This window comes from Neorhizobium sp. BETTINA12A (genome assembly GCF_023006485.1).
Classification (GTDB): domain Bacteria; phylum Pseudomonadota; class Alphaproteobacteria; order Rhizobiales; family Rhizobiaceae; genus Neorhizobium.
Genome location: NZ_JALBGW010000148.1, coordinates 1 through 11,771 on the forward strand (window position 1 = coordinate 1; position 11,771 = coordinate 11,771).

General features: G+C 62.1%; 8 protein-coding genes. 4 read left to right on the plus strand and 4 right to left on the minus strand.

The annotated features are described in order from the left end of the window. Nucleotides 1-809 (plus strand): 1-deoxy-D-xylulose-5-phosphate reductoisomerase (locus MOV61_RS24010; RefSeq protein WP_247138387.1); only part of this gene is annotated, 809 nt, incomplete at its 5' end. Between the two features lie 36 nt (nucleotides 810-845). Here MOV61_RS24010 and hemA read toward each other — a convergent pair. From hemA to MOV61_RS24030, 4 genes are all read right to left on the minus strand, one after another. Further along, nucleotides 846-2,060 (minus strand): 5-aminolevulinate synthase, encoded by a 1,215-nt coding sequence (hemA, locus tag MOV61_RS24015; protein ID WP_038546420.1) that lies wholly within the window; start codon nucleotides 2,058-2,060, stop codon nucleotides 846-848. A 225-nt stretch (nucleotides 2,061-2,285) separates the two neighbouring features. Further along, entirely contained in the window at nucleotides 2,286-3,083 is a 798-nt protein-coding gene (locus MOV61_RS24020; RefSeq protein ID WP_247138389.1) for a xanthine dehydrogenase family protein subunit M, read from the minus strand. Between the two features lie 11 nt (nucleotides 3,084-3,094). Then, nucleotides 3,095-5,440 (minus strand): xanthine dehydrogenase family protein molybdopterin-binding subunit, encoded by a 2,346-nt coding sequence (locus MOV61_RS24025; RefSeq protein WP_247138390.1) that lies wholly within the window; start codon nucleotides 5,438-5,440, stop codon nucleotides 3,095-3,097. 120 nt (nucleotides 5,441-5,560) lie between these two features. Then, nucleotides 5,561-6,049: a (2Fe-2S)-binding protein gene (locus MOV61_RS24030; RefSeq protein ID WP_037081659.1), complete on the minus strand. Its 489-nt coding sequence runs from the start codon at nucleotides 6,047-6,049 to the stop codon at nucleotides 5,561-5,563. Between the two features lie 312 nt (nucleotides 6,050-6,361). Here MOV61_RS24030 and MOV61_RS24035 point away from each other — a divergent pair, with 312 nt between their 5' ends. From MOV61_RS24035 to MOV61_RS24045, 3 genes are all read left to right on the plus strand, one after another. Then, nucleotides 6,362-6,625 carry a glycine zipper domain-containing protein gene (locus MOV61_RS24035; protein WP_038546432.1) on the plus strand — a complete coding sequence of 88 codons (264 nt, stop codon included), beginning with the start codon at nucleotides 6,362-6,364 and terminating at the stop codon, nucleotides 6,623-6,625. 178 nt (nucleotides 6,626-6,803) lie between these two features. Beyond that, on the plus strand, nucleotides 6,804-8,729 hold the full coding sequence (locus tag MOV61_RS24040; RefSeq protein ID WP_408962423.1) for an autotransporter assembly complex protein TamA: 1,926 nt from the start codon (nucleotides 6,804-6,806) through the stop codon (nucleotides 8,727-8,729). A gap of 27 nt (nucleotides 8,730-8,756) precedes the next feature. Then, nucleotides 8,757-11,771: translocation/assembly module TamB (locus MOV61_RS24045; protein ID WP_247138392.1), on the plus strand; the 3,015-nt coding region annotated here is incomplete at its 3' end.

Genomic DNA, 11,771 nt, shown 5'->3' on the forward strand with positions numbered 1-11,771 from the left:
CCAACAAGGAATGCCTGGTCTCGGCCGGCGAACTGTTCGTCAGGGCGGTCACTGAGGGCGGCGGGCGGCTGATCCCGGTCGACAGCGAACACAGCGCCATCTTCCAGTCGCTCGAAGACGACCAGCACCACGCGGTCGAACGCATCGTGCTCACCGCGTCCGGCGGGCCCTTCCGCACCTGGACCCGCGAGCAGATGGCGGGCGTTACCGCGGATATCGCCCGCGCCCACCCGAACTGGTCGATGGGCCTGAAAATCTCGATCGGCAGCGCCTCGATGTTCAATAAGGCACTGGAGATGATCGAGGCGAAACATCTCTTCGCCCTGCGTCCCGACCAGATCGAGGTGATCGTCCATCCCCAATCGGTCATCCATTCCATGGTCGGTTATGCCGACGGCTCGGTGCTGGCCCAGCTCGGCTGTCCGGACATGCGCACTGCGATCGGTTATGCGCTTACCTACCCGAACCGCTCGAAGCTCGACGTCGAACGGCTGGATTTCGCAAAGCTCGCAAGGCTGGATTTCGAGGCCCCTGATGAGGTTCGTTTTCCGGCGCTAAGGCTGGCGCGCACCGCCCTCGAACGCGGTGGCGTACAGGGTGCGGTCATGAACGCCGCTGAAGAGATCGCCTTCCATGCCTTCTGCGCCGGCCGCATCGGTTTTCTCAACATGGCCGATATTGCCGAACAGGTGATGGATGAAATGGTGGGCTATCCGCCCGCAACGACGATGGATGGGGTATTTGCGGCCGATGCCGAGGCGCGGCGCCGCGCCGGAAAGATCGTCGCGCAAAAAGAAATGGCCGCGTGAGCGCGGCCATGCGTTATTCGGATCTTTGTTGATCGTTCAAGCCACGTGCCGCGCCAGCGCGCAACGCGACCAAAGCTGGTGCAGCGAGCCGACCAGGTGTTCGATATCGGCGTCGCTATGCAGCGGCGTCGGGGTGATGCGCAGGCGTTCGGTCTTGCGCGGCACGGTCGGATAGTTGATCGGCTGCACATAAACGCCGCAGGTATCGAGCAGGATATCCGAGATCCACTTGCACTTGGCCGCATCGCCGACCATGACCGGCACGATATGGCTCGGGTTGTGCATATGCGGAATGCCCTGTTGATCCAGCATCGTGCGCAGCTTGCGGACACGGTCCTGATGGCGGGCGCGCTCGAACGGGCTTGCCTTCAGATGCCGGATCGAGGCAATCGCCCCGGCTGCCAGCGCCGGCGGCAGGGCGGTCGTGAAGATGAAGCCCGAGGCGAAAGAACGGATGAAGTCGCAGAGCGCAGTCGATGCGGCGATATAACCGCCCATCACCCCGAAGGACTTGCCGAGCGTGCCTTCGATGATCGTCAGGCGGTCCATCAGGCCTTCGCGTTCGGCAATGCCGCCGCCGCGCGGGCCGTACATGCCGACCGCATGCACTTCGTCGAGATAGGTCATCGCGCCGTATTTATCGGCAAGATCGCAGATTTCCTTGATCGGCGAAATGTCGCCATCCATCGAATAGATGCTTTCGAAGGCGATCAGCTTCGGCGCATTCGGATCGGCTGCCGCCAGCTTTGCTTCGAGGTCGTTGAGGTCGTTGTGCTTCCAGATCACCCGTTCGCACTTGGCGTAGCGAATGCCTTCGATCATCGACGCGTGGTTCAGCGCGTCGGAGAAGATGATCAGGCCGGGGATTTTCTGGCCGAGCGTGCCGAGCGTCGCCCAGTTCGACATATAGCCGGAATTGAAGATCAGCGCCGCTTCCTTGCCGTGCAAGTCAGCCAGTTCCTGTTCAAGAACCACGTGATAGTGCGTCGTGCCAGAAATATTCCGGGTGCCTCCCGCACCCGCGCCACAGTGATCGATGGCTTCTTTCATCGCCTCGATCACGGCGGGGTGCTGGCCCATGCCGAGATAATCGTTGGAACACCAGACGGTCACTTCCTTCGGACCATCGGGAGTATGGCGCGTGGCGCGGGGAAAATTGCCGCGATGCCTCTCCAGATCGGCGAACACCCGGTAACGGCCTTCCCCGTGAAGGCCGTCCAGTTCGCTCTTGAAAAATGCCTCGAAGTCCATGCTCACACTCCAGAACCTACCTCGGTTTTGGTTTCAGCCACGCTTTTCGTCAACCCCGGACCGCGCGAATAGAACCAACCTGCGGCAAAAGGCCCGCTTTTTTTGAATTATTCCAATAAAAAGGTAAGCGATTTCGAAAATGTGAGAATTGATCCACGTCAAGCAGCAAAAAGAAGAGCGGTTTCGCCGCTCTTCCAGGCTTTTATCGGGCGCTCTCGATTCGCCTCAACCGGCAGACGCCACCGCCCTTTTCGCCATGACCTTCACGAGGTTGGCGCGGTATTCCGCGTTCGCGTGCATGTCCGCCATCAGGTTGGAAGCGTCGACCGCGACATTGCTCAGCGCATCCGCTGACCAGTTCGAACCAAGCGCCTGTTCGAAGCCGGGATGACGGAAAACGCCCGATGAGCCGGCGCCCGTCACCGCGACACGCACGCCGCCAGCGGTTTTGGCGACAAACACGCCGGTCATTGCAAAACGCGAGGCCGGATTGTTGAACTTGGCGTAGCCGGCCTTTTCCGGTGCATTGAAGGTGACCGAGGTCACCATCTCGCCCTCCTCCAGCGCGGTTTCGAAAAGACCGGTGAAGAAATCGTCGGCCGAGATCGAACGCCGGTCGGTGACGATGGTCGCGCCGAGCCCGAGCAGACCGGCGGGATAATCCGCCGCCGGATCGTTGTTGGCGATGGAACCGCCGATCGTGCCCATGTGACGCACATGCGGGTCGCCGATATGGCCAGCGAGCTTGCAGATCGCCGGACAGATTGCGGCAAGCTCCCGCGAGGCGGCAACATCCGCATGCGGCGTGGCAGCCCCGATCGTCACCTTGCGGCCGTCGATCGAAATCCCGCGCAGCGTCGGGATATGGCGAAGGTCGATCAGGTCGCTCGGTGCGGCGAGCCGCTGTTTCATGGTCGCGATCAGGGTCATGCCGCCGGAAAGGTATTTGCCCTCCTCGTTGGCGGACTTGAGCTTGACGGCCTCTTCCACCGAGGATGCACGATGATAGCTGGTAGCGTACATGTCTGTTCTCCTCAGTGAGCCGGATGCAGTGCCTGCCAGACCTTCATCGGGGTCGCCGGCATGGTGAGTTTGTTATGGCCGATCGCATCGGTAATGGCGTTGATCAGCGCCGGCGGCGAACCGATGGCACCCGCCTCGCCGCAGCCCTTGATCCCGAGCGGATTGCTCGGGCAAGGCGTGTTCTGATGCGAAAGCTTGAACGACGGCAGGTCGTCGGCGCGCGGCATGGCATAGTCCATGTAACTTGCCGTCAGCAGCTGGCCGTTCGCATCATACTGCACGTTCTCGAGCAGAGCCTGGCCGATGCCCTGGGCAATGCCGCCATGCACCTGGCCCTCGACGATCATCGGGTTGATGATGTTGCCGAAGTCGTCCGCCGCGACAAACTGGACGATGTCCGTCTCGCCGGTATCCGGATCGATCTCCACCTCGGCAATGTAGCAGCCGGCCGGGAAGGTGAAGTTGGAGGGATCGTAGAAGGCGGTTTCCTTCAAGCCCGGCTCCATGCCCGAAGGCAGGTTGTGGGCGGTATAGGAGGCGAGCGCCACCTGGAACCACGGCACCGACTTGTCGGTGCCTGCGACCTTGAGCTCGCCGTTCTCGATGACGATATCCTCCTCGGAGGCTTCCATCAGGTGCGCGGCAATCTTCTTCGCCTTGGCCTCGACCTTGTCGAGCGCCTTGACGATTGCCGACATGCCGACCGCGCCGGAGCGTGAGCCGTAGGTGCCCATGCCCATCTGCACCTTGTCGGTATCGCCATGGACGATGTTGATGCTTTCGATTGGCACGCCGAGACGGCCGGCGACGAGCTGCGCGAAGGTCGTTTCATGGCCCTGGCCGTGACTGTGGGAGCCGGTCAGCACCTCGATCGTACCGACGGCGTTGACCCGCACTTCCGCCGATTCCCACAAGCCGACGCCGGCGCCGAGCGAACCGACCGCTGCCGACGGCGCAATGCCGCAGGCCTCGATATAGCAGCTCATGCCGATGCCGCGCTTCTTGCCCCTGGCTTCCGATTGTGACCGCCGGGCTGCAAAACCGTTCCAGTCGGCGGCCTGCATCGCCGCATTCAGCGAAGCTTCGTAATCGCCCGCGTCATAGTTCATGATGACAGGTGTCTGGTGGGGGAAGGTGCGGATGAAATTCGCCCGGCGCAGTTCCGCCGGCGAGACGCCGAGTTCGCGCGCCGCCGTCTCCATGGTCCGTTCCAAGAGATAGGTCGCTTCCGGACGGCCGGCGCCGCGATAGGCGTCGACCGGCACCGTATTGGTATAGACGGTGCGGACATTGGCATGGATCGCCGGAATATCGTACTGGCCGGACAGAAGGGTCGCATAGAGATAGGTCGGCACGGCCGAGGAGAACAGCGACATATAGGCGCCGAGATTGGCGATCGTATCGACCTTCAGCGCCGTGATCCGGTTGTTGGCGTCGAAGGCCATCTTCACCTTCGAGACGTGGTCGCGGCCATGGGCGTCGGTCAGAAACGCCTCGGTGCGATCCGAGGTCCATTTCACCGGCACGCCGGTCTTCTTCGACGCCCAGAGACAGATGATCTCTTCCGGGTAGATATAGATCTTCGAACCGAAACCACCGCCGACATCAGGCGCAATGACCCGCAGCTTGTTTTCGGGCGCCACATTATAGAAGGCACTCATCACCAGTCGCGCCACATGCGGGTTCTGGCTGGTTGTGTAGCAGGTGTAGTGATCTTCCGCCGTATCGTAGATGCCGAGCGTGGCACGCGGCTCCATCGGGTTCGGCGACAGGCGGTTGTTGAGGATCTCGATTTCGGTGACATGCGCAGCCGTTGCAATCGCCTTGTCCACCGCATCCGGCTCACCGATCTGCCAGTCGAAAATCAGGTTGCCGGGCGCTTCCGGGTGGATCTGCGGCGCGCCGGAGGCAAGTGCCGCGACGGCCTCGACCACAGCCGGCAACTGCTCGTAATCGACGACCACGGCTTCCGCGGCATCGCCGGCTTCACCAGAGGAGTCGGCAACCACGATCGCGATCGCATCGCCCACATAGCGCACGGTATCGACGGCGAGCGGATGCCAGGCGCCCATCTTCATCGGCGTTCCGTCCTTCGAATGGATCATCCAGCCGCAGATGAGATTGCCGATGCCATCCGCCTGCAGCTGCTTGCCGTCGAGCACGTCGATGACGCCCGGCATGGCTTTCGCCGCGGTCGCATCGATGTGTCTGATCTTCGCATGTGCATAAGGACTGCGGACGAAATAGGCATATTTCATGCCGGGGACGGTCATGTCGTCCGTGTAACGGCCCTTGCCGGTCAGAAAACGCTTGTCCTCTTTGCGAGTAACGCGTGCACCGATTCCTTCAACACCCATGTTCATCTCCTCCCGAGATGGTGATTAAGTGAGTAGTGATTAGGAATTAGTCGGTAGTAAGGAGTTCAAAACCAAAGCGGCGCGTGAACCACTGCTCACTAACGACTACTCACTACTCACCTATTCAGCGGCCTGCCGCCCCGTTGCCATTTCGGCATCGGCGGCAAGGATCGCCTTGACGATGTTGTGGTAGCCGGTGCAACGACAGATATTGCCTTCGAGCCCGGCACGGACTGTCTCTTCGGTCAGCGTCCCGCCTTCGCGGTTGATCAGGTCGACTGCCGTCATCACCATGCCGGGCGTGCAGAAGCCGCATTGCAGGCCATGATGCTCCTTGAAGGCGGCTTGAACGGGATGCAATTCGCCCTGGCCGGCGAGACCCTCGATCGTCGTGATCGTCGAGCCGGATGCCTGCACCGCCAGGATCGAACAGCTCTTCACCGAATGGCCGTCCATATGAACGACGCAGGCGCCGCACTGGGTCGTATCGCAGCCCACATGCGTGCCCGTCAGACCAAGTTTTTCGCGGATGAAATGCACGAGCAGGGTGCGGTCCTCGCACTCGCCGCTCATCGCGCGGCCGTTCACGGTCAGCGTCACTTTCGTCATATGATCCTCCTCATGTCCCTCCCGGACATGCCCGACATCATTTGCTTTTTTACTTAGGGGATCAACCGCTACTTTCTACGGAAACGGCAATAATTTGACCGGCCACCGGTCAAGCCATCGTCCTCCGATCTTCTCGGATTTCGAGTAACTATCGACAATTCAAACAAAATCGGCGCTTAAAAATATTGAGGTCATATGGACTCTTGTGCGCCGCGACCTATTGTTCCCATTGATGGCTGTTGAATTGACCCGCGGAAACGTTCGGAGTCTGCGAGACGGCCGGGCAAAACAAAGAACAAACAGGAGGATCTCATGAGAAAAGCCTTGGTGCTTTTGATGGTCGGCGCTTCGCTCGCGAGCTGCACGGCAACTGAACAGGGCGCCGGCATCGGCGCAGCATCCGGCGCCGTGATCGGCGGTCTCGCCACCGGCAACGTCCGCGGCGCAGCCGTAGGTGCTGCGATCGGGGGCGTTTCCGGTGCCTTGATCGGCTCTGTCGCCGAACAGCCGGGTCAATGTTACTACCGCGACCGGTATGGCCGCCGCTATATCGACAGCTGCCCGCGCCGTTACTGATAACCGCGTGGATTGCAGAAAAAACTGTGGCCCCGGAGCACTCTCCGGGGCTTTTTCTGTCATGAAATCATTGCGAAGAGCGATCGGGGGTACCCGGCTTCGTCTTTTGCAGTTAGATAGTTCGCTTCGTCGGACGCTATGACGGCTTCCAGCCGGGGGAATCCACAGCAGTTTGCGTATGCGGAACGAAAACACTGGGCGGACAGAAAAACGGAGGTTGAGGGGGGCAGGCGCAGCTGCGATGCTTGCCGCTATACTTCTTGTTTCCCCGCCGCTTTCCGGCAAGGCTTACGCCTTTAAACTCTTCGGCATCACCCTGTTCGGCGGCGATGAAGACAAGGTCGAGGTCATCGATCCCGTCCGTTACGATGCGACGCTCCAAACCGGCAGCGCCGATAAGGATCTCAAGAAGCGCCTCGAATCGGCGGCTTCCCTGATCACCGACGAAAAACAGCCGGTCTCGGGCGACCTCGGGGTGATCATCAAGGCACGCGAGGACCGCGACCGATTGATCGCCGTGCTTTACGAAGAGGCCCGTTACGGCGGTACCGTCAACATCTCCGTCGCCGGCACCGATATCGACCGCCTGCCGCCCAACCCTACATTCGACCACGCGGCGCCCGTACCGGTCACCGTCAGCATTGATCCCGGCCCGGTCTTCAAGCTCGGCTCGATTCGCTTCGAAGGCGATGCCGCCGGCCACGATCCGGGAAAATACGATCTCGTCGCCGGCGGCAAGGCCGGTTCGCGGCTGATCCTCAAAGCGGGCGAACAGCTTCTGGTCGATCTGAAGAACGAAGGGCGACCGCTCGCGAAACTGACCCGTCGGCAGGTGACGGCCGATCACCGCACCGACACGATCGACGTCGTGCTCGGCGCCGTCGGCGGCCCGGTCGCGCCGTTCGGCACCGTCGCCGTCAAGGGATCGCGCACCGTCGATGCCGCCTTCATCAGCCGTTATTCGCGGCTCGACAAGCACGGACAATATTCGCCCGAGCAGTTGAAGAAGGCGAACGACCGCCTGCGCGAACTCGGCGTCTTTTCGAGTGTGACGATCCACGAGGCGGAGAAGCTTGCACCGGACGGTTCGTTGCCCCTGACAATCGAGGTATCGGAAGGCAAGCACCGCTATTTCGGCTTCGGCGCCGAATATTCCTCAATCGACGGCGCCGGTCTCGAAGGATACTGGGGCCACCGCAACCTCTTCGGGGAAGCCGAGTCGCTGCGCATCGAAGGCAAGGTGTCCGGCATCGGCGCCACAACCGACGTCACCACCTTCGACTATTCCGCCGGCATCATCTTTACCAAGCCCGGCGCTTTCGTGCCGGAAGCGACCTTCGAATCCCGCCTGGAAGCCAAGAGCGAGACGCCTGACGTCTACGAGGCGCAGACCATCATCTATTCGGCCGGCATCACCTATGAGCTGAACGAGACCGACAAGCTTAAGGGCGGTGGGGAAATCGCCTATATCGATGCCGACGATGCCTTCGGCAACAATCAATATCTCACCCTCAGCCTGCCGATCAGCTTCGAGCGCGACGCGCGCGACAACAAGCTCGACCCGACCAAGGGATATTACGCGACGCTGTCGGCCAAGCCGAGCTACGAGCTGATGGACGGCACGATCTTCTCGTCGTTCGAGGGCTCGATCTCGGGTTATCTCGGCCTCGGGCAGGAGGATCGGATCGTGCTGGCTGCCCGTCTGGCCGCCGGAACACTGGCCGGCGGAAGCGACCTTGAAAGAATTCCGGCGACACGCAGATTCTTCGCCGGCGGCGGCGGATCGGTGCGCGGTTACGCCTATCGGGAAATCTCGCCCTATAACAGCGCCGATGAAGCCACGGGCGGGCGTTCTTATACGCTGGGATCTTTCGAAGTGAGGGTAAAAGTGTCAGAAAATATAGGCATTGTACCTTTTGTCGACATTGGTACGGTATCGACCGGAATCGTGCCCGATTTTTCTGATATACGTGCTGGCGCAGGGATCGGCGTGAGATATGCCACGCCTTTTGGACCGCTGAGATTGGACGTTGCAATTCCGTTGCAGCGCTATGACGGCGGTAGCCAGTACGGTATCTATGCGGGCATAGGACAGGCATTCTGAAAGGCAGTGAAGGGTAGCGTTTAAGGCATGATGCTGATGGTACGCCTGTTGAAATGGATCTTGAAGGCCGCGCTTGGCGTGGTCGCGATCCTATTCGTCATGGCCCTGGGCGTTGTCCTTTTCGTCGCCCTCACCCCGGTCGGCGGACGCGTTGCCGCGGACCGGATTTCCGCCATCGTCTCCACGCCTGACCGCGGCATCTCTTTCACGCGGCCGGAAGGCCTTCTGACCGGCGATCTGCGTATCGATGCCCTCACGTTGTCCGACGACATGGGCCCCTATGCCCAGATCGGCGGCATCAAGATCGACTGGTCGCCGACATCCCTGGTGACCGGTGTTTTCCGCGCCGAGCACATTTCCGCAGACACCGTCAATTTCATCCGTGCACCGCGGCCGCCCAAAGCGCCCGCAACGACGCAGACGACGAACTCCTCCGGGTCGCCGTTGCCCGTCGGGATCCGCGTCGCGCAGATCGACCTGCCGGACATCAATCTCTCCCAGGCACTTTCGGGACGGGATTTCTCACTTTCGGTGAAGGGATCGATCGATGCGACCGGACCTGACATTTCGCTCGACCTGCAGGCAACCCGCAAGGACGAGCCGGATGCCAGGGCATCTGCCGACGTGGTCTACGCGCCGTCCGAAAATCGCCTGACGCTCAAGGCTGCCGTGTCCGAGCCCCAGGGTGGCCTGCTCGCCCGGGTTCTGCGTCTACCCGGCACCCCGGCGGTCCAGCTCGCCCTCGATGGCGAAGGACCTCTTTCCGACTGGGCCGGCAAGTTGCAGGGCAGCGTCGGCGGCACTCCCGTCATCTCGGTCGATGGCAAGCATATGCTGGTCGCAAACGGCAGGCACAGAGTGGAGGTGACCGGCGGCGGTCAGCTCTCGACGCTTCTCCCGCCCGCCTTTCGTCCGCTGTTCGGCGGCACGACCGATATCAACATCGCCGCAGTCTATGCGCCTTCCGGCCGCGTGGATATCGAACGCGGTGATCTCACCTCCGGAGCCGTGAAGATCGCTGCCAAGGGGGCCTGGGACCAGACGGGCGACAACAGCCTCACCGCCAGCCTCAACGGCGTAAAGGGCCCGGTCGACTTCGTCTGGCCGATCAACGGGCAGGAGAGCCGCTTCTCCTTCGAAAGCATCAACTTTACGCTGACCGGAGCGGCCGCCTCGGCGCGCTTCAACGCGACGGCAGCACTCAGCGCCGCGGAACTGCCGCAGGGGCGCTTCGGCCAGATCCGCCTGCAGGCGGAAAGCGAAGATCTGAACCTCATCAACCGCTCCGGCAGCATCCGCAGCCGCTTCACTGTGGCTCGCACGCATTTCACCAATGACGACCTCGACCGGGTGATCCGCGGTCCGGTGACGCTCGATGCGCCGCTAAGGCTGGCGCCGCCGGCGATCGGCCTCGATGCGGCGACCTTCGACAGCGGCAATGTCAACGGCACGCTGTCCGGCGCCTATGATATGTCGAAGCAGGCGGTCACCGGCAATTTCCGGGTTTTCGCCAATCCCGCCGTTCTGCCGCCGGGGCTGGTTTCGAAATTCGACGGCAAGCTGTCCGCCGAAGGTTATGTCAACATGGTGAGCGGCGGCCGCGTCAGCCTCGAGAACTTCGTGATGCGGTCGAACGCGATCGAGGCGCATGGCAACATGCTGCTCGAAAACCAAACCGTCACCGGCCGCCTCGCCGGCCGCGTGCCGGATCTCAAGCGCTGGCTGCCCGAGGCCGAAGGTGCCGCAGGTTTCGATATTTCCGCCAAGGGGCCGCTCGCCGCAATGGGCGTCAGGGCCGTGGTCAATTCCGCCGACGCCCGGCTGGTCGGCCGCAAGCTCCAGGACATGAGCTTCATCCTCGAAGGCACCGCCGATCCGAACGCCCCCAAGGGCAAGCTGACCGGCACGGGTTCGCTCGATGGCCAGCCTATCCGCGTCAATGCCGACGTCGCCTCCGTCCAGGGCCGCACCAGCGCGCCGGCGATCACCGCAGAGATCGGCCCCAACAAGCTCTCTGGCGCCCTGAACTTCTCCCCCGCCTTCCTGCCGGAAGGCCAGCTCACCTTCGATTTCCCGGATGTCTCCCTGCTTGCGGCACTTGCTGCCCAGCAGGCCCAGGGCGATCTCAAGGGAACGGTGATGTTCAGCAATACCGGCGGCAAGGCAGGCGCTGCGATCCGGGCATCCGGCAGTGCCCTTCGCCGCGGCACGATGGAGATCGACCAGCCGAACATCGATCTTGCCATTCCCGACATCAAGGCGATCGCGGCCGAAGGCACCGTCCGCGCCACCCGCATCGGCGCCGGATCGGTCGGCATCAACGACGTCAATCTCGGCGTCAGCCAGGGCGGCAACCGGACCAACTTCAACCTCGCCGCCCAATATGACAACGCACCCCTCACTGCGATCGGCGATATCCAGAGCGGTTCCGATATCTCGGTCGGCATCGAAAGCTTCACCGCCGCGCCCCGCAGCATCGCAGTCCGGTTTGCCGCGCCGACCCGCATTGCGGTCGCAAACGGCGGTGCGCGGCTTGCTGACCTCACCATCGCAACCGGCACCGGCAGCGTCACCGTCAACGGCACAGCCGGCTCGGCGCTGGACTTGACCGCCAATATCAAGGCCTTGCCCGCCAATCTCATCAACGCTTTTGTGCCCGCGATCAACGCCGCCGGCACGATTTCAGGTACGATCAACGCCACCGGCGCCGCATCTGCCCCTGCCATACGTTACGATTTAGAATGGAGTGATGCACAGCTTCGCCAGTCGCGCGACGCTGGCATCAGTCCGTTTCGAGTCCAAGCAAGCGGCAGCTTCGCCAACGGGACAGTCACATTAGACAAGACGCGGCTGACGGGCTCCGGCGGTCTCGACCTGTCCGCCGCGGGCAAGGTTATCCTGAAGGACGGCATTCCCGCGCTCGACATAAACGCCCGCGCCAATGCCGTGCCCGCCAGCCTGGTCAACGCCTTTGCGCCGGGCCTCGACGCCCGCGGCACTATTTCCGGCACGGTGACTACGACGGGAACCCCGCAAGCCCCG

Coding starts and splice junctions, on each gene's coding strand:
- MOV61_RS24035 (WP_038546432.1), top strand. CDS start 6,362: ATGAGAAAAGCCTTGGTGCTTTTGATGGTCGGCGCTTCGCTCGCGAGC.
- hemA (WP_038546420.1), bottom strand. CDS start 2,060: ATGGACTTCGAGGCATTTTTCAAGAGCGAACTGGACGGCCTTCACGGG.
- MOV61_RS24040 (WP_408962423.1), top strand. CDS start 6,804: ATGCGGAACGAAAACACTGGGCGGACAGAAAAACGGAGGTTGAGGGGG.
- MOV61_RS24020 (WP_247138389.1), bottom strand. CDS start 3,083: ATGTACGCTACCAGCTATCATCGTGCATCCTCGGTGGAAGAGGCCGTC.
- MOV61_RS24025 (WP_247138390.1), bottom strand. CDS start 5,440: ATGGGTGTTGAAGGAATCGGTGCACGCGTTACTCGCAAAGAGGACAAG.
- MOV61_RS24030 (WP_037081659.1), bottom strand. CDS start 6,049: ATGACGAAAGTGACGCTGACCGTGAACGGCCGCGCGATGAGCGGCGAG.